This is a genomic window from Streptomyces prunicolor (assembly GCF_045162825.1).
Classification (GTDB): domain Bacteria; phylum Actinomycetota; class Actinomycetes; order Streptomycetales; family Streptomycetaceae; genus Streptomyces; species Streptomyces prunicolor.
Genome location: NZ_CP108676.1, coordinates 9,708,080 through 9,733,575 on the forward strand (window position 1 = coordinate 9,708,080; position 25,496 = coordinate 9,733,575).

23 protein-coding genes and 1 riboswitch are annotated in these 25,496 nt (G+C 69.1%); of the genes, 18 read left to right on the forward strand and 5 right to left on the reverse strand.

Annotated elements, in window-relative coordinates; translation table 11 throughout:
* Positions 1-42 precede the first annotated feature (42 nt).
* The 18 genes from OG588_RS43945 to OG588_RS44030 all read left to right on the forward strand — a co-directional run bounded on the left by OG588_RS43945 (position 43) and on the right by OG588_RS44030 (position 20,624).
* Positions 43-1,392, forward strand: coding sequence for an extracellular solute-binding protein (locus tag OG588_RS43945; RefSeq protein WP_405952141.1), 1,350 nt, complete (start codon positions 43-45; stop codon positions 1,390-1,392).
* Entirely contained in the window at positions 1,389-2,390 is a 1,002-nt protein-coding gene (locus tag OG588_RS43950) for a carbohydrate ABC transporter permease (RefSeq protein ID WP_405952142.1), read from the forward strand. Before OG588_RS43945 ends, OG588_RS43950 begins: the two co-directional genes overlap by 4 nt.
* Complete coding sequence (locus tag OG588_RS43955; RefSeq protein ID WP_405952143.1) at positions 2,387-3,265, forward strand: carbohydrate ABC transporter permease; 879 nt, start codon at positions 2,387-2,389, stop codon at positions 3,263-3,265. Before OG588_RS43950 ends, OG588_RS43955 begins: the two co-directional genes overlap by 4 nt.
* 32 nt (positions 3,266-3,297) lie before the next feature.
* Complete coding sequence (locus OG588_RS43960) at positions 3,298-4,827, forward strand: glycosyl hydrolase family 28 protein (protein WP_405952144.1); 1,530 nt, start codon at positions 3,298-3,300, stop codon at positions 4,825-4,827.
* A 176-nt stretch (positions 4,828-5,003) separates the two neighbouring features.
* Positions 5,004-8,276: an alginate lyase family protein gene (locus tag OG588_RS43965; protein WP_405953365.1), complete on the forward strand. Its 3,273-nt coding sequence runs from the start codon at positions 5,004-5,006 to the stop codon at positions 8,274-8,276.
* A gap of 27 nt (positions 8,277-8,303) precedes the next feature.
* Positions 8,304-9,554, forward strand: a complete 1,251-nt coding sequence (locus OG588_RS43970; RefSeq protein ID WP_405952145.1) for an alginate lyase family protein — start codon at positions 8,304-8,306, stop codon at positions 9,552-9,554.
* Between the two features lie 140 nt (positions 9,555-9,694).
* On the forward strand, positions 9,695-9,808 hold the full coding sequence (locus tag OG588_RS43975) for a putative leader peptide (RefSeq protein ID WP_019060122.1): 114 nt from the start codon (positions 9,695-9,697) through the stop codon (positions 9,806-9,808).
* 68 nt (positions 9,809-9,876) lie between these two features.
* Positions 9,877-10,761 (forward strand): glutathione S-transferase C-terminal domain-containing protein, encoded by an 885-nt coding sequence (locus OG588_RS43980; RefSeq protein WP_405952146.1) that lies wholly within the window; start codon positions 9,877-9,879, stop codon positions 10,759-10,761.
* A 77-nt stretch (positions 10,762-10,838) separates the two neighbouring features.
* A riboswitch (SAM riboswitch) is annotated at positions 10,839-10,946 on the forward strand.
* 334 nt (positions 10,947-11,280) lie between these two features.
* Positions 11,281-12,261 carry an amino acid ABC transporter permease gene (locus tag OG588_RS43985; RefSeq protein ID WP_405952147.1) on the forward strand — a complete coding sequence of 327 codons (981 nt, stop codon included), beginning with the start codon at positions 11,281-11,283 and terminating at the stop codon, positions 12,259-12,261.
* Entirely contained in the window at positions 12,258-13,055 is a 798-nt protein-coding gene (locus tag OG588_RS43990) for an amino acid ABC transporter ATP-binding protein (RefSeq protein ID WP_405952148.1), read from the forward strand. Before OG588_RS43985 ends, OG588_RS43990 begins: the two co-directional genes overlap by 4 nt.
* A 62-nt stretch (positions 13,056-13,117) precedes the next feature.
* The gene (locus OG588_RS43995; RefSeq protein WP_405952149.1) at positions 13,118-14,143 is read left to right on the forward strand and encodes an ABC transporter substrate-binding protein; all 1,026 of its coding nucleotides are present in this window, start codon (positions 13,118-13,120) and stop codon (positions 14,141-14,143) included.
* Between the two features lie 79 nt (positions 14,144-14,222).
* Positions 14,223-14,978: a GNAT family N-acetyltransferase gene (locus OG588_RS44000; protein ID WP_405952150.1), complete on the forward strand. Its 756-nt coding sequence runs from the start codon at positions 14,223-14,225 to the stop codon at positions 14,976-14,978.
* Positions 14,979-15,025: 47 nt separating this feature from the next.
* Positions 15,026-15,115 (forward strand): putative leader peptide, encoded by a 90-nt coding sequence (locus tag OG588_RS44005; RefSeq protein WP_405952151.1) that lies wholly within the window; start codon positions 15,026-15,028, stop codon positions 15,113-15,115.
* 113 nt (positions 15,116-15,228) lie between these two features.
* A complete protein-coding gene (locus OG588_RS44010; RefSeq protein WP_405952152.1) occupies positions 15,229-16,449 on the forward strand; it encodes an LLM class flavin-dependent oxidoreductase in 1,221 nt (406 codons plus the stop codon).
* Between the two features lie 19 nt (positions 16,450-16,468).
* Positions 16,469-17,842 (forward strand): NtaA/DmoA family FMN-dependent monooxygenase, encoded by a 1,374-nt coding sequence (locus tag OG588_RS44015; protein ID WP_405952153.1) that lies wholly within the window; start codon positions 16,469-16,471, stop codon positions 17,840-17,842.
* A complete protein-coding gene (locus OG588_RS44020) occupies positions 17,839-18,921 on the forward strand; it encodes an LLM class flavin-dependent oxidoreductase (RefSeq protein ID WP_405952154.1) in 1,083 nt (360 codons plus the stop codon). The genes OG588_RS44015 and OG588_RS44020 overlap by 4 nt, the downstream gene beginning before the upstream one ends.
* Before the next feature lie 15 nt (positions 18,922-18,936).
* Positions 18,937-20,076, forward strand: coding sequence for an LLM class flavin-dependent oxidoreductase (locus OG588_RS44025; RefSeq protein WP_405952155.1), 1,140 nt, complete (start codon positions 18,937-18,939; stop codon positions 20,074-20,076).
* A gap of 98 nt (positions 20,077-20,174) precedes the next feature.
* Positions 20,175-20,624: a GNAT family N-acetyltransferase gene (locus OG588_RS44030; protein WP_405953366.1), complete on the forward strand. Its 450-nt coding sequence runs from the start codon at positions 20,175-20,177 to the stop codon at positions 20,622-20,624.
* Here the strand turns inward: OG588_RS44030 and OG588_RS44035 are convergent.
* From OG588_RS44035 to OG588_RS44055, 5 genes are all read right to left on the reverse strand, one after another.
* Positions 20,621-21,685 carry a phosphotransferase enzyme family protein gene (locus OG588_RS44035; protein ID WP_405952156.1) on the reverse strand — a complete coding sequence of 355 codons (1,065 nt, stop codon included), beginning with the start codon at positions 21,683-21,685 and terminating at the stop codon, positions 20,621-20,623. The two genes, OG588_RS44030 and OG588_RS44035, sit on opposite strands and share 4 nt — an antisense overlap.
* Entirely contained in the window at positions 21,682-22,443 is a 762-nt protein-coding gene (locus OG588_RS44040; protein ID WP_405952157.1) for an ABC transporter ATP-binding protein, read from the reverse strand. Before OG588_RS44040 ends, OG588_RS44035 begins: the two co-directional genes overlap by 4 nt.
* A complete protein-coding gene (locus tag OG588_RS44045; protein WP_405952158.1) occupies positions 22,440-23,213 on the reverse strand; it encodes an ABC transporter permease in 774 nt (257 codons plus the stop codon). The genes OG588_RS44040 and OG588_RS44045 overlap by 4 nt, the downstream gene beginning before the upstream one ends.
* A complete protein-coding gene (locus tag OG588_RS44050; RefSeq protein WP_405952159.1) occupies positions 23,210-24,238 on the reverse strand; it encodes an ABC transporter substrate-binding protein in 1,029 nt (342 codons plus the stop codon). The genes OG588_RS44045 and OG588_RS44050 overlap by 4 nt, the downstream gene beginning before the upstream one ends.
* 129 nt (positions 24,239-24,367) lie before the next feature.
* The gene (locus OG588_RS44055) at positions 24,368-25,288 is read right to left on the reverse strand and encodes an ABC transporter substrate-binding protein (RefSeq protein WP_405952160.1); all 921 of its coding nucleotides are present in this window, start codon (positions 25,286-25,288) and stop codon (positions 24,368-24,370) included.
* Positions 25,289-25,496 lie beyond the last annotated feature (208 nt).

Sequence of the window (25,496 nt, forward strand, 5' to 3'; positions counted from 1 at the left end):
CCCAACGCGTGACAACCGGTTTCTATTGGAGGTGGTGCGGTCATGCACCCACGTGCTGGTGCGCCCCTGGGCCGCCGACGATTTCTCGCCCTCGCGGCAACCGGTGCGGGAGTCGGCGCGGCGGCGCTGAACGGCTGCGCCCTCCAGGTGTCGACCGGCGTCAGCGGAGCGGGCGAGACCATCACGGTGATGGCGAAGGCCGACGACCTGGGCCCCGACCTGGTCAAGCAGGCCAAGAAGGACACCGGCATCTCGATCGAGCGGGTGGACTACGACATCACCAAGCTGATCGCGATGCTCACCAGCGGCAGCCCGCCGGACCTGGTGCGCGGGGTCGGCGCCGTGGACGCCGCGTTCTACGCCGCGCGGGACGTGATGCAGGAACTGGACTCCTACTTCGCCACCAGCAGCGTCCTGCGGCCCGACGACCTCGACCCCGTCAACGACCTGTGGCGCTACGACGGCAAGGTCCAGGGCAGGGGCCCCCGCTACGGAATGGCCAAGGACTTCTCCCAGGACTCCATGTACTGGTACAACACCGCGGCCTTCGACAAGAAGCACGTCGCCTACCCGTCGGAGACCGAGCCCATCACCTTCGAGGAGTGGCTGGACCATGCCCAGCACCTCGTACAGCGTTCGAAGGGCCAGACGACCGTCTTCGGCGGCAGCTACAACGGCCTGGTCAAACTCACGCTCATGGCGACCATGACCGCCTCCGCCGGCGGCAGCCTGTTCGCCGACGACTTCACCAGGGTCGACTTCACCACCCCCGAGGCCCGCAAGGTGCTGGCCTGGTACCTGGACTACTGCCGGCTCAAGGTCGGACCCAGCCCCGTCCTGCCCGACCCCAACGGCTGGGACGGCCCCACCTATCAGGCCGGCCGCATGGCCATGTCCAACAACGGCTACTGGATGGGCGGGATGATCGGCGCCGACAGGAAACTGGCCGAGGTCTCCCGGCTCGCCCCCGCTCCCGTCTTCGCGGGCGGCCCCCGGATCAGCGCCTGCCAGGGCGGCACCGGCATGTGGATGCCCCGCAAGGCGAGGAACAAGGACGCCGCCTGGCGGATCTTCGAGTGGTTCTTCGGCGAGGCACCGGCCAAGGCCCGCGCCTCCAGCGGCTGGGGCATCCCCAGCGTGAAGTCCCTGCGATCCCTGATGCCCCATCAGGAGGACTTCCAGAAAAGGACGTTGGGCGCCCAGCAGAACGAGCTGAAGCACTTCTCGGTGGTCGCCCTCTCCCCGTACATCTCGGGCGACGGCTTCGAGGCCCTCTTCAACCAGGCCGCCACGCCCGCGATGAAGGGCGAGATGTCCGTCGACCGCCTCGCCGGACGCCTCAACTCGGTCATCAACCAACAGATCAAACGCGGGAAGGAGCAGGTGGGATGACGGTCGATCAGGCATCCTCGCCGGCCGTCGGACGGCCGTACCCGACCGCGAAGACCGGCCGGACCCGGTCCACCGCGCGCACCGGGCCGTCCATGACGACCCGCAAGCACCGCGCGTTCTACATGTTCGCGTCGCCGTGGATCATCGGCTTCTCGCTGCTGACCATCGCGCCCATGGCGTACGCGCTGTGGCTGAGCTTCACCACCTACGACGGCATCTCCCCGCACTGGCACTACGTCGGCCTCGGCAACTACCGCGAGCTGATGGGTGATTCGGTAACCTGGGACGCCCTGGGCCGGGCCGGCCTGTTCGCGCTGACCTCCGTGCCGCTGTCGATCATCGCCGGACTCGCGCTCGCCGTCCTCGTCAACCGGCCCCTCAAGGCACGCGGACTCTTCCGCACCCTGCTCTATCTGCCCGCCGTGGTACCGCCGGTGGGCGCGGGCATCGCCTTCAAGAACCTCTTCGACCAGAACTCCGGTGCCGCCAACGGCGCCCTGACCTTCTTCGGCTTCGACGCGATCGGCTGGCTGGCCGACCCCTACGCCCGCTACGTCCTCGTCATGACGGTGCTCTGGGCCGCCGGCAACATCATGATCATCTCGCTGGCGGGGCTCCAGGACGTCCCCCGCGAACTCCACGAGGCGGCCCGCATCGACGGGGCGAGTGCCTGGCGCACCTTCCGCAGCATCACCGTGCCTCTGCTGTCGCCGGTGCTGCTCTTCCAGACCGTGACCGGGGTGATCGCCTCGGTGCAGACCATCATGCCGATGCTGCTCGCCCCCACGGCCGGCACGGGCGGGCTCACGTCGATCCCGCAGTCCAACTACACCTACATGATCCACGTGTTCGCGGAGTACTTCGCGCTCGGCCGCTACGGATACGCCTCCGCGCTGCTGTGGGTGCTCTTCCTCCTGATCCTCATCGCGACCGGGCTCATCTTCAAGTTCACGTCGGGCGTGGTGTTCTACAACGTCGACCCGGAGGCGCAGAAGTGACCGCCACCAGCGTGCACCCCAAGTCCCCGGCCCGCGTGTCTCCGGCCCGCGTGCGGATACGCGTCAACCGGCTCGTCCTCTACACGGCGCTCGTCGTCCTCACCGGCCTGTTCCTCGGCCCGTTCGGCTGGCTGATCCTCACCGGCCTCAAGGCCCCGGCCGAGCTGGCGGCAGCGCCGGTGCACTGGGTGCCGACGCACTTCGAGTGGCACAACTTCGTCGACGCCTACAAGGCCATCGACTTCCTCGGCTACGCCCGCAACTCCCTGATCATCGCGACCATTTACGCGACCCTCGTCACCCTCAGCTCCGCCTGGGTCGGCTTCGGCTTCGCCCGGCTGACCGCGCCCGGCAAGAAGGTCCTGTTCGGCATTCTCATCGGCTCGATGATGCTGCCCCAGATGATCACCCTGCTGCCGACCTACCTGATCTTCGCCAAGTTCGGCATGGTCGACACCTACTGGCCGTGGGTGCTGTGGGGCCTGTCCTCCGCCCCCTATCTCGTCTTCCTCTTCCGGCAGTTCTTCGCGGGCCTGCCCCGCGAGCTGGAGGAGGCGGCCATCGTCGACGGCTGCGGATACGGCGCGATCTTCTGGCGGATCTTCCTGCCGCAGTCCTGGCCGGTGCTCTCGGCGAGCTTCGTCATCGCCTTCACCTGGACCTGGGGCGACTACATCGCGCCCCAACTCCTGCTGTCCACCGACCACTCCACCCTCGCGGTCGCGGTGATGACCACCTACGTCTCGGCGGCCGGCACCCCCAACACCAACCTCCAGGCCGCGGCCTCCGTGATGTACGTCGTCCCCATCCTCCTGATCTTCCTCGTCGCCCAGCGCGGGTTCGTCGCCGGGATGTCGACGAGCGGCCTCAAGTAGTCCTTTTTCCCCTGTTGCAAGGAGTGGTAGGTATGAACACGCCCCTGTCCCGTCGTACGGCCCTGCAATCCGCCGGTGCCACCGCGCTCGCCGTCGGGCTGACCGGCCTGACCGCGACGGCGGCCCACGCCTCCGGCGGCCACAACTCCCGCCCCAAGCTGGTCACTTACCCGCGCCCGACGACCATGCCGACCAACACCAGCTTCCAGGTGCGGGTCCGCAGCACTCCCGACGGCACCTGGCAGACCCTCGACATCTACCGGCCGCAGTTCGAGGAGATCAACGCCACCACCGGGTCGGGCAAGGTCTACAACTCGTCGATGGTGTACTTCGACTTCAACGGCTCGGTCGAGATCGAGGTGACCTACCTCAAGGGCGGCACCACCAAGGCCCGGGTGAGACCGGACTCGTACGGCATCACGCCCGAACTCCTCGGCGACACCCTGCGGTTCACCCTGGCCGAGCCGAAGGACGTCGTCGTACAGATCAACGACGAGACCTTCGACGCCCTGCACCTCATCACCAACCGCGTCGAGCACCACGCCCCGTCCGCCGACGACCCGAACGTCCTCTACTTCGGCCCCGGCGTCCACACCGTCACCGGCAACATCCTCACCGTCCCCAGCGGCAAGACCGTCTACCTCGCGGGCGGCGCCGTGCTGACCGCACAGGTCTACTTCAAGGACGTGGAAAAGTCCCGCCTCATCGGGCGCGGGGTGCTCTACAACAACCCCGGTGGCGCCATCCTCTGCGAGGGCAGCAAGAACATCCGGGTCGAGGACGTCATCATCCTCAACCCGGCCGGATACGCGGGCACGTTCGGCGAGAGCAAGAACGTCCACATCACCAAGGCGCGCGCGTTCAGCTCGAAGGGCAACGGCGACGGCTTCGACGTCTTCTCCTCGACCGGGATCACCTTCGACGGCTGCTTCATGCGCAACTCCGATGACTGCATCGCCATTTACTGCCACCGCTGGGACTACTACGGCGACACCCGCGACATCACCGTCAAGAACTGCACCCTGTGGGCCGACGTCGCCCACCCGATCAACGTCGGCACGCACGGCAACACGGACGCGCCCGAGACGATCGAGAACCTCGTCATCAAGAACATCGACATCCTCGACCACCGCGAACCCCAGATGAACTACCAGGGCTGCATCGCCCTCAACCCCGGCGACTCCAACCTGATCAAGAACGTCCGCATCGAGGACGTACGGATCGAGGACTTCCGCTGGGGCCAGGTCATCTACATGAAGGTCATGTACAACACGAAGTACAACACCTCGGTCGGCCGCGGCATCGAGGACGTGTACGTCAAGAACCTCAGCTACACGGGCACCCGCGCCAACCCCTCCCTCTTCCTCGGCTACGACGCCGAACACGCCATCAACAACGTCACGTTCGAGAACCTGGTGATCAACGGGGTAGTCGTCGCGGACTCGATGAAGAAGCCGACCTGGTACTACACCACTGACGAGATCCAGTGGTTCTACAACGAGCACGTGACGAACCTGAAGTTCCTCACGACTGCCGAGGCCGAGGCGGCCGCCGCGTCATGACGACACCTGCATCGCGCTCCGCTGGAGGGGCGGGGAGGGGTCGTCTGCTGGCTGCGGCGCCGTCGTGGCTGGTCGCGCCGTTCCCCGCGCCCCTTAAGGGTGTTGCCGAACCGGAGTCGACAGCACCGGGTCCGCTCAGCCGCCGCGGCTTTCTCGGCGGCACCGCGGCCGTGCTGATGGCCACGGGTGCGAGCGGGCTGCTCGTGCCCGGCCGGGCGGCGGCGTCCGGCAACGACTCCGAGGTGACCTTCTCCCACCCCGGGCTGCTGCACACCGCCGATGACCTCGCCCGTATGAAGGCGGCGGTCGCCGCCAAGCAATCCCCGGTCTACGACGGCTACTTGGCGCTCGCGGCACACGCCCGCTCCTCCGCGTCGTACGCCGTACAGAACACCGGCCAGATCGCCACCTGGGGCCGCGGCCCCGCCAACTTTCAGAACCAGGCCGTCGCCGACTCGGCCGCCGCCTACCAGAACGCCCTCATCTGGTCCGTCACCGGAGACACCGCGCACGCCGACAAGGCCCGCGACATCCTCAACGCGTGGTCCGCCTCGCTCACCGCCATCACCGGAGCGGACGGCCCCCTCGGCGCCGGCCTCCAGGCCTTCAAGTTCGTCAACGCCGCCGAACTCCTCCGCCACACCGGCTACGACGGCTGGACTGCCGCCGACATCGCCCGCTGCGAGGACTCCTTCCTCCGCGTCTGGTACCCGGCCCTGTCCTGTTACACCCTCTACGCCAACGGCAACTGGGACCTGACGGCCCTTCAATCCCTGCTGGCCATAGGCGTGTTCTGCGAGGAACCCACCCTCTTCTACGACGCGCTCCGCTTCGCCGCGGCCGGCGCCGGCAACGGCAGCGTCCGCCACCGCATCGTCACCGACGCGGGCCAGGGCCAGGAGAGCGGCCGGGATCAGGGTCACGAACAGCTCGCGGTCGGCCTGTTGGTGGATGCCGCGCAGGTCGCCTGGAGCCAGGGCGTCGACCTCTGGGGCTTCGACGACAACCGCATCCTCGCCAACGTCGAGTACGCCGCCCGCTACAACCTCGGCGGCGACGTCCCCTTCGTCCCCGACCTGGACCGCACCGGCAAGTACATCAAGCTGGCTGTCTCGGCCACTTCGCGCGGCAGCCTTCCACCCATCTACGAGATGGCGTACGCGCATTACGCCGGTGTGCGCGGTCTCGACACCCCGTACACAAAGAACGCCGTCTTCCGAGGCGCCGGCGGCACCCGGATCGTCGAGGGCAGCAACGACGACCTGCCGAGCTGGGGCACCTTCGCCTACGCCGGTGCCACGGCCCCCTCACCGACCGTGCCGACACCACCGGCCGGTGTCACAGCGGTGGGCAACGACCGTTCCGTGACGGTGACTTGGCTGCCGTCGACCTGGGCCGACTCGTACACGGTCCTGCGGGCGACCGACGTGGACGGCCGTTACGAGAAGATCGCGTCCGGGGTCGACCGGCCGACGTACACCGACCGGAAGGTGCACGCGGGCCGGACGTACTACTACACGGTCGCTGCCTCCAACAGCCTTGGAGTGAGCGGTAGTTCCGTCTGGACGGCAGCGTCCGCGGGTCTCCCCGGCCCCTGGTCGACCCAGGACGTCGGGGCAGTGAAGATCCCCGGCTCGGCAGCCTTCGACGGTGAGCGCTTCGTCCTGGAAGCGAGCGGCACCTCCGACACCCACCGCCTCGTCCACCTCCCACTGCGCGGCGACGGCACGGTCACCGCACGGATCGTGTGGCCGCTCAGCTCGCAGTACTCCAAGATCGGGGTGACCGTCCGGGCCTCCCTCGACGCGAACGCGGCGCATGCCTCGATGCTCATCCAGGGCCTGCCGCTGCACACTTGGAGCGGGGTGTGGACGGCACGCCCGTCGACCGGCGCGCAGATCTCCGCGACGGGCAGTACGTCGGTTCCGCCTTCTCAACAGCAGGCGATCACGGTGAACGCCGCCTTCCCGATCTCCAACCTCGGCACGCTGCCGGAGTCGGCAACACCGCTGGAGGCGCCGTACGTCGAAGGCGCGGGCGACGGCTACCGGCTGCGGAAGCCTTACTGGGTACGCGTGACCCGGAAGGGCGCGCGCTGCACCGGCGCCATCTCGCCGGACGGCATCCACTGGACCGAAGTCGGCTTCACCGATGTCGAGTTGGGCCGCACCGCGTACGCGGGCCTCGCCCTCACCTCCTGCCTCGGCGTCGACGAGGACTACGCCGAGACCGGCACCGGCGCCTTCGACAACGTCAGCGTGACCTCCTCGTCCGGCACGGCCTGGTGTGTACCCCGCCCTGCCCGCACCGCCACGGACCTACGGGCCGAAACCGGCGCCGACGCAGTCGAGTTGACCTGGACCGACCCGGACCTGTCCGCCGAGTACACGGTGCTGCGCGCCACGCGGAACGGGGGACCGTACAAGGCCCTTGCCACGCGCGTCAGCTCGGTCGGCTTCGGCACCCGCATCCGGTACACCGACGCGACGGGGACGCCGGGGACGACGTACCACTACATGGTCGCGAAGACCAACGCCGGTGGACGTGGGCCGCGTTCGACAATGGTGCAGGCCGTGATGCCGACTCCGGCGCAGCCCCAACTCACCTCTACCACCGGCGCGTTCACCAACCAGAGCACCGCCTTCCGGTATCTGTTGCGCGCCTCGCACGAGCCCGGACGGTTCACGGCGGACGGACTGCCCGGCGGCCTCCGCATCGACCGGCGCACCGGCCTGATCTCCGGAACCCCAACGGAGACAGGCGAGTTCACGGTCGCGACAACCGCCGCCAATGCCTCCGGTACCGCGACCGGCACCCTCGCCCTCACGGTCGGCACCGCGCCGCCCGCACCGTGGACGTACGGCGATCTCGGCGACACAGTGCTCGACGACCGTACCTTCGGGACGCTGGGCGTGGTGGCGATCACCACGCCGGGCAGCACGTCGTACGACGGCGGCATCTTCACCGTGCGGGGCGCCGGTGTCGATCTCAACGCCAACGGCCAAGGAATGACGGGGCAGTTCGGACGACGGCCCGTCAGCGGTGACTGTGAGGTCGTCGCCCGGATCGTCTCCCGCACTGGCGTGACCACCGACCGGGTGGGGCTGCTCATGGCGAAGTCGCTGTCGCCGTTCGACCAGGCCGCCGGAGCGATCGTCACCGGCGGGACGAGTGCCCAGCTCATGCTCCGCAAGACCGTGGCCGGTGCCTCCGCCTTCGCCGGCGGAGCCGCTGTCACCCTCCCCACCCTGCTGCGGCTGAAGCGCGTCGGGACCGCCTTCAGCGCGGCGCTGTCCACCGATGACGGTGTCACCTGGACCCCCCTCGCCGACGGAGAGATCCCCGGCTTCGGTGACGCCCCCTACTACGTCGGGCTGGTGGTCTGCTCGCGCAGTCAACTGGTCCGCTGCACCACCGAGTTCGACGAGGTGAGCATCACGCCCACCTGATCCTTCATGGATTGGAGATGCACCGCAATGAGCCGCACGTCCCCCCACGAGCACCTCCGCAGAACAGAGTTGAGCCGCCGCGGTCTGTTGAAGACCGCCGGCGGACTCACCGCGGCCGTCGCCCTCGGCGGCGCCACCGTGGCCACCACCGCGCACGCGGCCCCGGCCACGTTCACCCACCCCGGCATGCTGCACAACGCCGGAGACATCAACCGGGCCAAGGTCAGGGTCGCGGCGGGAACCGACCCCTGGCTGTCCGGCTGGAACAGGCTGACCGCCAACTCCCACTCCCAGTCGACCTGGACGAACCGGGCCACCGCCACCATCATCCGCGGCGGCGACGGCCAGAACTACAGCCTGCTCTACAACGACATCGCCGCCGCCTACCAGAACGCCCTGCGCTGGAAGGTCGGCGGCACCGAGGCGAACGCCGTGTGTGCCGCGAACATCCTCAACGCCTGGTCGTCGACGCTGACTTCGGTCACCGGCAACGCCGACAGGTTCCTCGCGGCCGGCCTCTACGGCTGGCAGTTCGCCAACGCCTGCGAGCTGATGCGGGACTACAGCGGGTTCCATCTCGCCGCCGCGCAGCAGATGCTGGCCAACGTCTTCTACCCGCTCAACAACAGCTTCCTGACCAACCACAACGACGCCTGCATCACCAACTACTGGGCCAACTGGGACCTCTGCAACATGGCCTCGATCCTGGCCATCGGGATCCTCAACGAGGACAGCGCCAAGTACGACCAGGCCGTCTCCTACTTCAAGTCCGGTGCGGGCAACGGATCCATCGCGCATGCCGTGCCGTATCTGTACACCGACTCGGACGGGTACGCGCTGGGCCAGTGGCAGGAGTCCGGCCGCGACCAGGGCCACACCGTCCTGGGCATGGGCCAGATGGGCGCGGTCTGCGAGATGGCCTGGAACCAGGGCGACGACCTCTACTCGTACGACAGCCGTCGCTTCATGAAGGCCGCCCAGTACGTCGCGAAGTACAACAGCGGCAGCGACGTGCCCTACACCACCTACACCTGGGGCACCGGGCAGAGCTGCGCCCAGTCGTCCCAGACGGTCGTGTCCGCCGCCTCGCGCGGCCAGATCCGGCCCGTGTGGGCGATGCTCCACTTCCACTACAACCGGCGGATCAGCCTCGACGACAAGTACATCTCGGCCATGTACTACAACCTCGTCGCGCCCGAGGGCGGGGGAGGTGACTACGGCTCCGACAGCGGCGGCTACGACCAGCTCGGCTTCGGCACCCTGATGTACGCGAAGTAGCGGCGCCGACGTAGGAGAAGCAGCGGCCGGTTATGTCCACGGGCCGGGCATCGGTGCCCGACCCGTGGACGCCCTCTTGACCCCGGGCGACAGCGGATCGACACTCCAGTAGGGAATCCTAGTGAACAGGTAGGGAAACAATGGGGCGCCTTGAGTCGGTCATCACCAGCCGCGTGGACCGTTCGCCTCTTCTGACCTCCCGCCGTCACATCGACCTGCTGCGGGTCTGCAGCGCGATCAGCCCCCTGCGCTGAGCCCCCGTCCTCCGCTCGACGACGCTTCCGCCGCGCGTACGTCCACGCGCCCGTACCCGGGGAGTCCCATGTCCAGCACGCCTCTCGCCGCCATCCCCTCACCCAGGTCCGCCCCCACGTTCCGGGGCCGGATCGGCCGCGACGCGCGCAGCGGGCACTACGCCGTGCCGCGCCGCTACCGCCTCCATCTCTCCACCGCCTGCGCCGACGGCCTGCGCATCGCCGTCACCCACAGCCTGCTAGGCCTCGACGAGAGCTGTCCGGCCGTGTTCCTCTCCGCCGTACCCGACTGTCCGAGTGGTGGACACTCCGCGCTGCGCCCGCTCTACGAGGCGAGCGCGCACCGCTACTCAGGACCGGCCGCCGCGCCGGTGCTCAGCGACGACTGGTCCGGCCGGATCGTCAGCACCCACGCCCCCGACATCACGCGCGACCTCGCCCGGCACTTCGGTGAGGGCGGACCCCAGCTGTACCCGTGCGGCGCCGAGTCGGAGATCGAGGCCGTCGAGCGGCTGTGCGCCGAAGGCATCGAGGACGCCGCGCAGCGCGCCGGCGCGGCCGGTGTCGAACAGGACGAGCGCGACGAGGCGTTGGGCCGGCTGCTGGAGACGCTCGGTTCGCTCGACCGCTGGCTGGACGGCCGCGAGCACATGATCCGCGACGAACTCACCGCCGCCGACATCGAGTTGTGGGTGTCACTGGTCCAACTCGACACCGTGCACCGCAACCACCTGGACGCCGCCGCCGTGCAGCGCATCGCCGACCACCCCCACCTGTGGGCCTACGCCCGCCGGCTGGCCGCCCACCCGGCCTTCGGTGCCCACCTCGACCTCGACGGCATCGCCCGCCGCCACCACGCCCATTGCCGGGGCCTGGAGGCCGCCGGCGCGGCTGTCCAGATCCTGGACTGGGCGGCCCACGCGGCGGACGAAAGTGGAGCTTGCCGCAGCTGAGCGCGTTCTGTGGCGTCCAGTTGCTGGACGGCCATTGACATACGTTCGGACAATTGTCTTAACTTGCGACCCAGAACGGTCATGAGTGTCAGCGACAAGCCCTGGCTTGCTGACCGGCAACCCTCGCACGCGGTGGGGTGCCCCAGGTGACGACCGGACCGGATGACGTTCGGTAAGCGCGAAGCCCTGCGGGGCCGGAACAGTGACAGGTGACGCCATGTACGCAGCTCCCAGGACGGCCACATGCCGCCCGCAGGGCTGCGTGCGGTCGTACGCCAACCTGTTCGTCGCCGACCGCGCTGTCGATCTGCTCCGGGTCAGCAGCGCACTGTGTACCGCGTCGGGCCGCGCCCGCTGTCGGGTCTGACGACCAGTCGGCCGACGCACTTCTGACGCACACCCGATCCCGTCGGTGTGCCTGCCCCCTCCCCGCCCCCGGTCCCGTGCACCCGCGTGTGCCGTCCGCCGTCGCGCGTCCACCGCCACGGACCGGGGTCTGTGAACCTGCCGGAGCCCACCATGAGTGAACCCCCAGGCACCACCGTGTCCCTGGCCGATGCCCCGTCGACTGATGCCCCGTCAAAACCCCTCACCGCACAGCGAGTTCAGCCGCTGCGCCGACCCGGCCGGTGGATCGTCACCCTGGTCGTGCTGGTGCTGGTCGCCCAGTTCATCCACGGACTGGCCACCAACCCCTTCTACCAGTGGAGCCGCTTCGGCTACTGGTTCCTGCGCCCGACGATCCTCGACGGACTCGTCGTCACCCTCGAAGTGGCCGCGCTGAGCGCGGTGTTGGGCCTCCTCGGCGGCATCCTGCTCGCCCTGGCCCGGCTCTCCAAGAGCCCGGTACTGCGCGCGGCGAGCTGGACCTACGTATGGGCACTGCGCTCGATCCCGCTCATCGTGGTATTGATCTTCCTCTACAACTTCAGCGCTCTGTATCAAACGCTCAGCATCGGCGTCCCCTTCGGCCCCGCCTTCTTCTCCTTCGACGAGTCGAAGCTCGCCACCGACATGGCCGTAGCCGTCGTCGGCCTCAGCCTCAACGAGGCGGCGTACGCGGCCGAAGTGGTCCGCGGCGGCATCCTCTCCGTCGACCAGGGCCAGCACGAGGCGGCCGCCGCCCTCGGCCTGCCGAAGGGCTACCAGTTCCGCAGAATCGTCTTCCCGCAGGCGCTGCGCTCCATCACCCCGAACTACGTCAACCAGCTGATCGGCCTGATCAAGAGCACCTCCCTGGTCTTCTACGTCTCGCTGCTCGACCTGTTCGGATCCGCGCAGACGATGGGCTCCACCTACCCCGGCGACATCGTGCCGCTGCTCCTGGTCGTCACCGTCTGGTACCTGATCCTGACCAGCGTCGTGTCCGTCGTCCAGTTCTACGTCGAGCGGCACTACGCCCGGGGCGCCACCCGCTCCCTGCCGCCGACCCCGATCCAGAAACTCCGCGCCGGTGTCACCGAACTGCGGGCCCGCATCCGCAGGGAGGCCTCGATATGACCGTGAAGACAGCCGAACCGCTCGCGGACATCACGCCCGCCGCCGTAGAAGTGCACGACGTGCACAAGTGGTACGGCGCCCACCGGGTCCTGGACGGCGTCGACTTGACGGTGCGGCCCGGCGAGGTCACCGTGATCCTCGGCCCGTCCGGCTCCGGCAAGTCCACGCTGCTGCGGGTCATCAACCACCTGGAGAAGCCCGAGATCGGCTATGTCAGCGTCAACGGCGAGCTGATCGGGGTGAAGCAACAGGGCGGCAGGCTCAAGGAGTTGAGCGAGCGGGCCATCCTCGCCCAGCGTGGCCGGATCGGGTTCGTCTTCCAGAACTTCAACCTCTTCCCGCACCTGACCGTCCTGGAGAACGTGGCCGCCGCCCCGGTCGCCACCGGCAGGCTCGGCAAGCCCGAAGCCCTGCAACTGGCAAGGGAGTTGCTCGGCCGCGTCGGTCTCGCCGAGAAGACCGGCGCCTACCCGAGGCAGCTGTCCGGCGGCCAGCAGCAGCGCGTCGCCATCGCGCGGGCCCTCGCCCTGCGTCCCGGCGTCATCCTCTTCGACGAACCGACCTCGGCCCTCGACCCCGAACTCGTCGGCGAAGTCCTCGCCGTCATCAAGGACTTGGCGACCAGCGGCACCACCCTCGTCATCGTCACCCACGAGATCGGCTTCGCCCGCGAGGTCGCCGACCGGGTCGTCTTCATCGACGGCGGAAAGATCGTCGAGCAGGGCCCGCCGCACGAGGTCCTCGACAAGCCACAGCACGAGCGGACCAGGGACTTCCTCAGCAAGGTCCTCTGAGCCCCGCCTCCACTTTCACCAGCCCCTTTCACCAGCCCCGAACACCGAGCCTAGGAACAGCCATGTCTACGCCCAGCCTTCGCAGCAGACTCACTCGCGGACTCACCGCGGGAACCGTCCTCGCTTCCCTCGCCGGCGGGCTCGCGGCCTGCGGCGGCGACAGTGACGCGGCCACCACCACCGACAGCGCCGCCGGTACGGTCACCGTGGGCGCCCTGTCCAACGGCGCCGCCAAGGAGGCCACGCTCAAGGTCGCCGAAGTGAAGTCGATCAGCGCCGAGTTGCCCAAGTCCATAGCGAAGAGCGGCACGTTGGAGATCGGCGTCGGCTTCCTGCCCGCCGGTTCCCCGCCGCTCGGCTACGTCGGCTCGGACCAGAAGACCCTCACCGGCTCGGAGACCGACATAGCGCGCCTGGTCGCCGCCGTCCTCGGTCTCAAGCCGGAGCTGAAGAACTCCACTTGGGAGAACCTCTTCATCGGACTGGACAGCGGCAAGGTCGACGTCGCCTTCTCCAACGTCACCGACACCGAGGAGCGCAAGGCGAAGTACGAGTTCGCCTCCTACCGCGAGGACAACCTCGGCTTCGCGGTGAAGGCGAGCAACTCCTGGAACTTCGAAGGCAATTACGAGAACCTCGCCGACAAGACCGTCGCCGTGGGCGCGGGCACCAACCAGGAGCGGATCCTCCTGGAGTGGAAGAAGAAGCTGGCCGCCGAAGGCAAGAAGGCGCTCACCGTCAAGTACTTCCAGGACAACAACAGCACCTACCTCGCGCTGGCCGCCGGAAAGATCGACGCCTACCTCGCCCCGAACCCCTCGGTCGCCTACCAGGTCTCCTCGACCAAGGGCTCCGCGAAGGCGGTCCGGAACGCGGGCACGTACTCCGGCGCCGGATCCTCCCTCCAAGGTCTGATCGCGGCCACCGCGAAGAAGAACAGCGGCCTCGCCAAGCCCCTCGCGGACGCCATCAACTACCTGATCAAGAACGGGCAGTACGCCAAGTGGCTGGCCGCCTGGAACCTCTCCAACGAGGCCGTCGCCAAGTCCGAGGTCAACCCGCCCGGACTGCCGGTGACCGACTCCTGACCCACCCTCTCGGCAAGGGGACCCCACCACGTCACGGCGGGGTCCCCACCCGCGCGACCAGCACTGGAGCCGTCACCCGATGTCTTCCACCGCCAGCATCGAAACCACCACGTCCAAGTCCATGTCCACGTCCCACGTGCTGGACAACCCCGCCTGGGCCGCGCTCACCGGCCCGCACGCCCACTTCGCCGAACGCGTCGGCCGCGCCGCCCGCTACCCCGTCGACGTGGCCGGCTTCAACGCCATCACCGACAACGACGACCCACGCGCCTGGGCGGACCTGGCCACCCTCGTCGGCCCCGGCGGCACCGCCGCCGTGCGCGGGGTGAGCGAGGTCCCCGACGGCTGGGAGATCGTCCGCTCGGGCCAGGGCGTCCAGCTCGTGGACACCGCACTGCGGGCCGAGCCCGACCCCGAGGCCGTACGCCTGGGCCCGGACGACGTACCCGAGATCCTCGACCTGGTCGCCCGCACCGAACCCGGCCCCTACCTGCCCCGCACCGTCGAGCTGGGCACCTACCTCGGCATCCGCGAGGAGGGCCGGCTGATCGCCCTGGCCGGCGAACGCCTCCACCCGCCCGGCTGGACCGAGATCAGCGCCGTGTGCACCGCCCCCGACCACCGCGGCCGGGGCCTGGCCACCCGCCTGGTCCGCGCGGTCGCCGCCGGCATCAAGGAACGCGGCGAGCACCCCTTCCTCCACGCGGCGGCCACCAACACGAACGCGATCCGGCTGTACGAGTCGATCGGCTTCACCCTGCGCGCCCGCACCGTCTTCTCGCTCGTCCGGCACACAGGTCCGACTGCCGCCGCCGATCCGGAAGAAACGGCATAGCTGTGCCGTTGCCCCTTATGAAGCCGGAATCCGTGGAGGTGGAGCACATGTGTGGCGCATCCGTCCTCCACGTGCGACTCACCACGCGGCAGCACATAGACCTGCTGCGCGTGGCCGGCGCGCTCTGTCGCCCCTGACCCTCCCCCAACCTTCGGCCGGGGGGACCCCCATTCGCTGCGCTCCTCAGCCGCCGTGTGCCCAGGTCCATGGGCCGGCGATCTCGTACGGACTTCCAGGAAGGCACCCACTCGTGTCATCGACCTCCCCTTCTCCCTTGCATCTCGCCGTCGCCCTAGACGGCACCGGCTGGCACCCGGCCTCCTGGCGCGAGCCGGCGGCCAGGCCCCGGGACCTGTTCACCGCCGCATACTGGGCCGACCTGGTCGCCGAGGCGGAGCGCGGACTGCTCGACTTCGTGACCTTCGAGGACGGCCTCGGCCTCCAGTCCTCGCACTACGGTGAGCTGGACGGCCGTACCGACCAGGTCCGCGGTCGTCTCGACGCGGTACTCATCGCGGCCCGTATCGCACCGCTCACCAGCCACATAGGTCTGGTCCCGACGGTGGTGTCCACGCACACAGAGCCGTTCCATATATCCAAGGCGATCGCGACCCTCGACTACGTCAGCACCGGCCGCGCGGGCCTGCGCGTGCAGCTCTCCGCCCGCCCGCACGAGGCCGACCACTTCGGCCGCCGCACCTTCCCGCCGATCAGCCTGGAGAGCCTGCGGACCGAGTCCGGACAGGAACGACTCGCCGAGCACTTCGACGAGGCCGCCGACTACATCGAGGTCGTTCGCCGCCTCTGGGACAGCTGGGAGGACGGCGCCGAGATCCGGGACATCGCCACCGGCCGTTTCGTCGACCGCGACAAGCTGCACTACATCGACTTCGAAGGCCGCCACTTCAGCGTCAAGGGCCCCTCCATCACACCCCGCCCGCCGCAGGGCCAGCCGATCGTCAGCTCCCTGGCCCACCAGACGATCCCGTACCGGCTGGTGGCCCGCGCCACCGACGTCGGCTACGTCACCCCGCACGACACCGACGACGCGCGGGCGATCGTCGCGGAGATCCGCGCCGAGCAGAAGACCGCCGGACGCGCCGACGAACTCCTGCACATCTTCGGCGACTTGGTGGTCTTCCTCGACGACGACGAGGCCACGGCGGTCGCCCGCCGCGAACGCCTCGACGCCCTCGCGGGGGAGCCGTACACCAGCGACGCCCGCATCTTCGCCGGTACACCCGCCCAACTCGCCGACCTGCTCCAGGAGTTGCAGTCGGCAGGGCTGACCGGCTTCCGGCTGCGGCCCGCCGTCGCAGGACACGACCTCCCGGCGATCACGCAGGGCCTGGTCCCCGAACTCCAGCGCCGGGGCGCCTTCCGCCAGGCCTACGAGGCCGACACCCTGCGCGGACTACTGGGGCTCGCCCGCCCCGCCAACCGCTACGCCGCTGCCGCAGCCACCGCCTGAGCCGGAGGGACCGTACGACATGAGCAAGCCCCTGAAGCAGATCCACCTGGCCGCCCACTTCCCCGGCGTCAACAACACCACCGTGTGGAGCGACCCCGCGGCCGGCAGCCACATCGAGTTCAGCTCCTTCGCGCACTTCGCCCGGACCGCCGAGCGCGCCAAGTTCGACTTCCTTTTTCTCGCCGAGGGGCTGCGGCTGCGCGAACAGGGAGGCAAGATCTACGACTTGGACGTGGTCGGCCGCCCCGACACCTTCACGATCCTCGCCGCGCTCGCCGCCGTCACCGAACACCTCGGCCTGACCGGCACCATCAACTCCACCTTCAACGAGCCCTACGAGGTGGCCCGCCAGTTCGCCAGCCTCGACCACCTCTCCGACGGTCGCGCGGCCTGGAACGTCGTCACCTCCTGGGACGCGTTCACCGGCGAGAACTTCCGGCGCGGCGGCTTCCTGCCGCAGGACGAGCGCTACTCCCGCGCCAAGGAGTTCCTCGCCACCACCCAGGAGCTCTTCGACTCCTGGCACGGTGACGAGATCGTCGCCGACCAGGCGAGCGGCACGTTCCTGAGCGATGCCAAGGCCGGAGCCTTCGTCCACCAGGGCCAACACTTCGACATCCAGGGCCAGTTCAACGTCCCGCGCTCCCCGCAGGGCCGCCCGGTGATCTTCCAGGCCGGCGACTCCGACGAGGGGCGCGAGTTCGCCGCGGCCGGCGCGGACGCCATCTTCAGCCGGTACAGCACCCTCGGCGACGGCCAGGCCTTCTACACCGACGTCAAGTCCCGCCTCGCCAAGTACGGCCGCAGGTCGGACCAGTTGCTCATCCTCCCGGCCGCGACCTTCGTGCTCGGCGACACCGACGCCGAGGCCGAGGACCTGGCCAAGGAGGTACGCCGCCAGCAGGTCAGCGGCGCCACGGCCATCAAGCACCTGGAGTTCGTCTGGAACCGGGACCTGTCGTCCTACGACCCGGACGGCCCGCTGCCCGAGGTGGACCCGGACGTCAGCGAGAACCACATTTCCAAGGGGCGCGCCCAAGTCCGCATGTACCGCGATCCGTTGGCGACCGCCCGTGAATGGCGTGAGCGTGCGGAGGCGAACGGCTGGTCCATCCGTGACCTGGTCATCGAGACCGGCAACCGGCAGGCCTTCATCGGCTCCCCGTCCACGGTCGCGAAGACCATCAACGACTTCGTGCAGGCCGACGCCAGCGACGGTTTCATCCTCGTCCCGCACATCACCCCGACCGGCCTCGACCCCTTCGCCGACAAGGTGGTCCCGCTCCTCCAGGAACAGGGCGTCTTCCGCACCGAGTACGAGGGCCCGACCCTGCGCGACCACCTCGGCCTCGCCCACCCGGACGACGTGCGCGAGGAACGGGCGGCATCGTGAAGTTCCTCGCGATCACCCTCATCGTCCACCGCCCGGACCCGACGACCGGCGTCCAGAAGTCGACGCACGAACGCTTCCGCGAAGTCCTCGACAACGCCCTGCTGGCCGAGGAGTTGGGCTTCGACGGCTTCGGCGTGGGGGAGCGGCACGAGCGCCCCTTCATCTCCTCCTCGCCGACGGTGGTCCTCAGCCACATCGCCGCGCTGACTCGCCGCATCCGCCTCTTCACTGCGGTCACCACGTTGAGCCTCCTCGACCCGGTCCGGGCCTACGAGGACTACGCGACCCTCGACCATCTCTCCGGCGGACGCCTCGACTTGATCATCGGCAAGGGCAACGGCACCGCCCAGCGCGAGCTGTTCCACGTCACGCCCGAGGACCAGTGGGAGCGCAACGCCGAGAGCTACGAGGTGTTCCGGCAGCTCTGGCGTCAGGACAAGGTGACGGCGAGGACCCGCTTCCGCCCGGAACTGAAGGACGCGGAGGTGTGGCCGCGGCCTTACCAACACCCCATCCGGGTCTGGCACGGCAGCGCGACGAGCAAGGAGAGTGTCGACCTCGCGGCCCGCTACGGCGACCCGCTCTTCTCCGCGAACGTCACCAACCCCATAGAGCCCTATGCCGAGTTGATCCGCTACTACCGCGAACGCTGGGAGCACTACGGCCACAACCCGGCGGACATCGCGGTGGGCGCGGGCACGGCCGGCCTCTACGTCGCTCCGACGACCCAGGAGGCGCTGGCCGTCTACCGGCCGGTCTTCGAGAGCAACCTCGCCTTCCAGAAACAGGTGGGCCTGCCCATTGTCTTCGAGACCCTGGAGGACTACGTCGAGCGCAGCTCCGCACTGATCGGCAGCCCGCAGCAGGTCATCGACAAGGTGCACCGCTACCACGAGCAGTTCGGCCACACCGTGCTCCATCTCCACGCGGACGCAGGTGGCTTGACGGACCGTCAGCACCGGGACTCGCTTGAGCTGTTCCAGTCGGCGGTGACTCCAGTACTGCGCAAGGACATCCCGGACCCGCCGTTCGACTGGGGGCCGGTCCTGCCCGAGCACGCCTCCGTCGCCGACCACTGAGGAATGAGTGAGCACATGTCTCCCGGCACCCCCCTCGGCGTCCTCGACCTGGTCCCGATCTCCTCCGGCTCCACCGCGCCCGAGGCCCTTCGCAACTCCATCGAACTCGCGCGCAGGGCCGAGGAGTTCGGCTACACCCGCTACTGGTTCGCCGAGCATCACCTCAACCCGGGCGTCGCGGGCACGTCCCCCGCGGTTGTCCTGGCGCTGACGGCTTCCGCCACCTCCACGATCCGGCTCGGCTCCGGCGCCGTACAACTCGGCCACCGCACCGCCCTGTCCACGGTCGAGGAATTCGGCCTGATCGACGCGCTGCACCCCGGCCGCTTCGACCTGGGCCTGGGCCGTTCCGGCGGCCGACCGTCGCCCCCGCTGCCGACGGCGACCCCGGTCATCGACGGCCGGGCCCCCAACGGCCTGCGCATCCCACCCCGTTTCTCCTTCGAACGCCTCCTCGGCTCACCCAGGATCGCCCTCCAACGCAAGCTGCTCCTGCTGCCCGAAGCCAAGTCCCAGGACTACGGCGAGCAGATCGACGACGTCCTCGCCCTGCTGGCCGGTACCTACCGCTCCCCGGACGGCATCGAGGCGCACGTAGTACCGGGCGAGGGCGCCGATGTCGAGGTGTGGATCCTGGGCAGCAGCGGTGGCACGAGCGCCGAGGTCGCGGGCCGCAACGGGCTGCGCTTCGCGGCGAATTACCACGTCAGCCCGGCCACCGTCCTTGAGGCGGCGGACGGTTACCGTGCCGCGTTCCAGCCCTCCGACGCCCTCGACAAGCCGTACGTCACCGTCTCCGCCGACGTCGTCGTCGCCGAGGACGACGAGACGGCCCGCGAACTCGCCACCGGCTACGGCCTGTGGGTGCGCTCCATCCGTACGGCGGAGGGCGCCATCCAGTTCCCGACGCCGCAGGAAGCCCGCGCCCACGTCTGGACGGACGAGGACCGCGAACTGGTCCAGGACCGCATCGACACCCAGTTCGTCGGCTCGCCCGGCCGGGTCGCCGACCAACTGGAACAACTCCAAGAGGCCACGGGTGCCGACGAGTTGCTCATCACCACCATCACCCACGACCACGCGGACCGGGTGCGGTCGTACGAGCTGCTCGCACAGGAATGGCGCCGCCGGGGTCACTCCTCCCAGTCGAGCTGATGCTCCGGAGTCCCCACCGACCGCCCGTACGCGACCGCTTCGGCGCGGCCGGCTTCTGCTTCCTCGACTCGGTACGGCTCTCTGTCATGATCGACGCCATGGACGTCCGTATCGAACCCGCCGATGTCACCGACCTCCACCAGGTCTTGGAGGACCACGCACGCTACTGGGGAGAGCGTGACCTTCGCGCCCTTCATCTCACCGCGCTGGTGCAGGAGTTCAGGTCCACCTGTCTGGTCGCCCGCGCCGACGAAGGCATCCGGGGATACCTCCTCGGGTTCGTCACGCCTGACCACACCGGTTACGTGCACCTGGTGGCGACCCGGGACGACGCACGCGGCACCGGGCTAGGCCGCCGCCTCTACGCGGCCTTCGTCGAGGCCGCCGGACGGCAGGGCGCGGTCCGCCTCAAGGCCATCACCTCGGTCACCAACGAGGGTTCGATCGCCTTCCACCGCGCCCTCGGTTTCGACGCGCGCACCGTGGAGGACTACGACGGCCCGGGCAGGCCACGTGTTGTCTTCACCCGGGAGCTACTGCCCCACTAGCGCCGCAGCAGATCCAGCAGGCGCCGCCCGCTCTCCCCGGCGAACCACTCCGCGTGTCCCACGTAATACTCGTACGCCAGCCGCGTGTTCTCCACCGACCGCGTCACACCGTGGAAGTAGCCCAGCTCCGAGAGCGCGAACTCTGCGTGGACCAGGGGGAGTAGCGCGGGGAGCGCCGCCGACTCGGCGGGGCTCAGCGGGCGTACCGATTGATAGCCGTTCAGAAGAGCGAGCGCATCCTCCTCGCGCACCGGGAAGCCCGGCTGGAGCCACTGGACGGTGTTGCGTTCGATGGCCGTGGCCAGGTCGTGCAGGGCTGTCGTGCGGTCGCTCATGCCGAAGTCGAGGGCCGTCGCGACCGAACCGTCCCCGTTCCAGAGGAGGTTGGAGGCGTGCCAGTCGTTGTGGGTCCAGAGAGGGGTGAGGCCCGGGAGGTGCGGGGCCAGTTCCTCGTACAGGGGAAGCAGGGCGCGGCGCGTGTCCTCCCGCCAGGGGAAGTCCGCGAGCCCCTTTGCCAGTTGGGGGCGCTCCTCGACGTAGCGCTCCAGCTCCGCTTCCGGGTCGTCCGAGGCGAACACCGTGAACGACGCGACCAGCGGCTGCACTTGGCGGCGCGGCGCGTCGAAGCCCTCCGCTGCCAGGTGCAGGCGGGCCAGCGCCTCGCCGGCCGCTCTCGCGTGGGCGGGGGAGCGGAACGGGGACCAGGACAGGGCGTCGCGGTAGAGGTCGGTACCGGCTCCGGCCGAGTGCACCTCGTACGTCCACTCGCCGCGCGTCGCCGCGTCCAGCACCTCGACGACCGGGGCGCCGCGCAGCCGCAGGTGTCGTAGGAAGGTGTGTTCCTCGGCCAGGCCCTCTGTCGTGCGGACGGAGGTGTGGTGGCGTTTCACGAAGAGGCGGCGGTTGGACCGTTCCACGACGGCCGCCGCTGACAGCGGGCGCGGGCTGCGCCACACCACCCGGGCCGGGCCCACGATGTCCGTGACCTCGGTGTCCGTCAGGGGTGGCCAGTCAGGTGCGACCGGGTCGGTGCCCAGGCCGTGGGCGAGGAGTGAACTCATGCTGTGCGCACCGCCGTTGTGCCGCGCAGGGCGTCCAGGACGCGGCGTTCCGTCGACGCGAAGTCCGGGTCGGTGAAGTCGTCGGCGCCGCGCGGGCGGGCCAGCGGGACCTCGACGCGGTCGACGATCGTGGCCGGGCGGGGGGACAGGACGTGCACGGTGTCCGCGAGCAGAACCGCCTCGCGGATGTCGTGGGTGACCAGGACCACCGTCCAGCGGTGGCGCTGCCACATGCCGGCCAGCCACAGCTGCATCTCGGTGCGGGTGAGGCTGTCGAGCGCGCCGAAGGGTTCGTCGAGGAGCAGGACGGGTCGCTCCAGAACCACCGTACGGAGCAGGGCCGCTCGCTGTCGCATGCCGCCGCTGAGTTGGGACGGGTAGGCCTTCTGGAAGCCGTCGAGGCCGAAGTCCGCGAACAGTGCGTCGGCCCGTCGCCGTGCCTCCTTCTTCCCAACTCCCTGTGCCTCAAGGCCCAGTGCTGTGTTGTCGAGCACCGTCCGCCACGGGAAGAGGAGGTCCTTCTGGGGCATGTACGCCACCTTGCCGGACTCCACCCCGGCCGGCTCGCCCTCCACAAGGACCCGGCCGGTCGTGGGGCGGTCCAGCCCGGAGACCAGGTTGAACAGGGTGCTCTTGCCGCTGCCGCTCGGGCCGATCACCGCCGCGAACTCTCCTGGCTCCACGGCGAGTTCGAGATCCTGTAGAACCTCCAACTCCCGGAAGGACTTGCCGACACCCTCGATACGCAGACTGCTCATGACGACCTGTCCTCCTTCAACGCCCGCTCCCACGGGAGTACCAGCCGTTGCAGCAGATAGGTCGCCCCGAACAAGGCGATGCTCAGCGCGGCCGTCACCGCGACCGCCGCGAACACCAAGTCCGTGCGGAACGCGCTCTTCTGTGCCTGCATATAGATCCCAAGGCCCGCTTCCGCGCCCGCGTACTCGGCGAAGACGGCGCCGACGACGGCGTAGGTGATGCTCACGCGCAGCCCGGCGAAGAAGTACGGCATTGCGCTCGGCACCCGGACCAGCCGGAAGGTCCGCCAGCGGCCCGCGCCCAGGGAGCGGAGCAGCCGCATTGCCTCCCGGTCGGTCGCCGCGAAGCCCGCCGCGAGGTTCGCGGCGAGCGGGAAGAACGTCGTCAGGGTCACCACCAGCATCTTCGGCAGCAGCCCGAAGCCGAACCAGATGATCAAAAGCGGTGCCACGGCCACGATCGGGATGGTCTGCGAGGCGACGAGCAGCGGGTACAGGCCCCGGCGGGCCGCCGAGGAGAAGTCGAGGAGCACGGCGACCAGCCAGGCCGCCGCGAACGACAGCGCGAAGCCGAGCAGTGTCTCCTGGAGGGTCGGGAGCGTCTGGTCCCACAGGTCCTGGCGGTTCAGCCAGCCCTGTTCCACGACCCGGGCGGGGGAAGGGAGTGTCGTGGGGTCGACTCCGGCGGCGGTGGCGTAGAGCTGCCAGCCGCCGAGGACCACGGTCAGGACGAGGAGCGGCGGCCACAACGACCGCAGAAGCGGCCTCACTTGGCGTCCGGGAGGTACGCGTTGGTGAAGAACGTCGACGCCTTCGGGGCGGACGTCAGCTTCTTGCCGTTGGCGTCGACCAGGAGGCCCGCCTTGTACTCGAAGTCCGCGAAGGCCTGCCAGCGGTCCGCGCTCTGCGTGCCGATCGAACCGTCCGCGCCCTTGTAGTACTCCTTGGCCAGCAGCGCCTCGCTCTCCTTCACCAGCTTGGTGTTGGTGAGGACGCTCTTGTTCTGCGAGATGAGCAAGTCGGCTGCCTGGGAAGGGTGTTCGGCGGCGTAGCGGTAGCCCTTGTCGACCGCGGCCAGGAACTTCTTCGCGACCTCCGGGTTCTTCTTCAGGAACTGGTCCGAGGACGCGACGAGGGTCGAGTAGATCGCCGGGAAGCCGTAGTCGGAGAGCTGGAAGTTCTTCAGCGGCTTGCCGCTCAGCTTCGCCTCCAGCCCTTCCCAGGTCGGCATCGGCATCGCGAAGTCCGCCTTGCCCGCGTAAAGCGCGGCGTACGCCGAGGTGTTGAGGGTGACCTGCTTGAACTCGCCCTTGCCGCCCGTGTTCTGGATCACCTTCTGCAGCAGCGGCTTCTCGTACGGGGCGCCGAATCCGGCGTACGTCTTGCCGTCCAGGTCCTTCGGCGAGGTGATGTCGGACCGGTCGGCGCGCACCGCGATCGTCACGTCCGTCTTCTGCGTCACCGCGTAGACGGAGGTGATGTCCTGGCCCGCCGCACGCGCGGTGGTGATGCCCTCCTGGTACGAAATCCCGAAGTCCGCCTTGTGGTTGGCGATCAGCGTCTCGGGCGCGGTCGAACCGTACGGCACGATCTTGACGTTGATCCCGGCGGCCTTGAACCAGCCCTTGGCCTGGGCGACGTAGATCCCGGTGTGGTTGGTGTTGGGCGTCCAGTCCAGGGCGAGGGTGACGGTCGTGGTGCCGTTCTTCGTGGCGGCCGTGGAGTCGGCGGAGCAGCCGGACACAGCGAGGAGGGCGGCTGCGGCTATGGCGGACAGGGCGGTACGGCGATGCATGTCGGGTCCTTCGAGGGGTGGGAGGGCTGGCGGGTCGGTCCGGTCAGGGCCGACACAGCGCGCTGCCCACCCGCATGAAATCGACGGCGAGCCGCCGGGTCAACGTTCGCGCCTGGCAGGCCAGGGCTCTCATGTGGCCACGTCCAGCAGGCCGTTGGTGAAGGACTTCGCCCAGTCGCGGTCGTCCGGGATCGCGCCGTTCTCGGCGAGCCAGTGCGCGTACGGACCCATCCGGCCCTCGTCGATCACACCCCAACGGCCGTCCACGTCCGTCCAGGTGGGCGCGATCAGCGCCAGGGAACGGGCGATCAGCGGACGCGGGAAGTACGGGATGACCTGCTCCAGCAACTCCAGGGTGGCGTCTGGCTCTTGGGCGGCGGCCGCGTAGCCGCGAGCCGTCACGGCGAGGAAGTCCCGTACGAGAGAAGGGTGTTGGTCGAGCAGCGTCTCGTTCGTGCCGAGCAGGTAGCTGTGGTAGCGCGGGGCGCCGATCTCGTCGACCGGCCAGGTCACCCGCTGCTCCTCGGGCAGGTCGCCGCGCAAGGCGTCCCACGACCAGTAGTTGCCGAAGGTCGCGTCCGCCTCGCCCGCCGCGATGTCGTCCACGGTCAGCTCGCGGCTGCCCGCGTCCACGCTGATCACGGTGTCCGGGTCACCGCCGTCGGCCGCCACCAGGTGACGCACCATGGCCCGGCCGCGCGGGGTCGGGTTGAAGGCGATACGGCGGCCGGACAGCTCGCGGGGGCGGGTGATCCCGGTCGACGTGGTGGTCTGGATCGCTTCCAGGCCCCGGTGATTGATCGCGGACACCGCGATCAGCGGCTGGCCGTGCTCCGCGCGCCGGGCCAGCAGCCGGTTCGGCGGGAAGATCCCGAAGTCCACCTCACCCCGGGCCAGGTACTCCAGCGTGTCCCCGCGTCCCGGATCCTGGACCACCAGCTCGACATCCAGACCGGCCTCGGCGTACCAGCGGCGGGCACGCGCGACGTACAGACCGGCTGAATTCGGCCAGGGGTGGAAATAGTCGAGCATGACCCGTATGTGCGGCATGGGGGTACTCCGGAATGTGCGCAGGCGTGACGGCGCCTGAAGGGAGGTGAGGGAGGGGGCGCGCGGAGGCGGTGGATCAGTGCGTGCGACAACAACAGGAGCTGCGCGCCGGGGTGTTGACCACCGGATGCTGGGGCTCGACTGCTGCAGACACGTGAACTCCTACGCGGGCGCTGAGGCGCGAGTGGTGCGGTCGGCGTCCCCATGG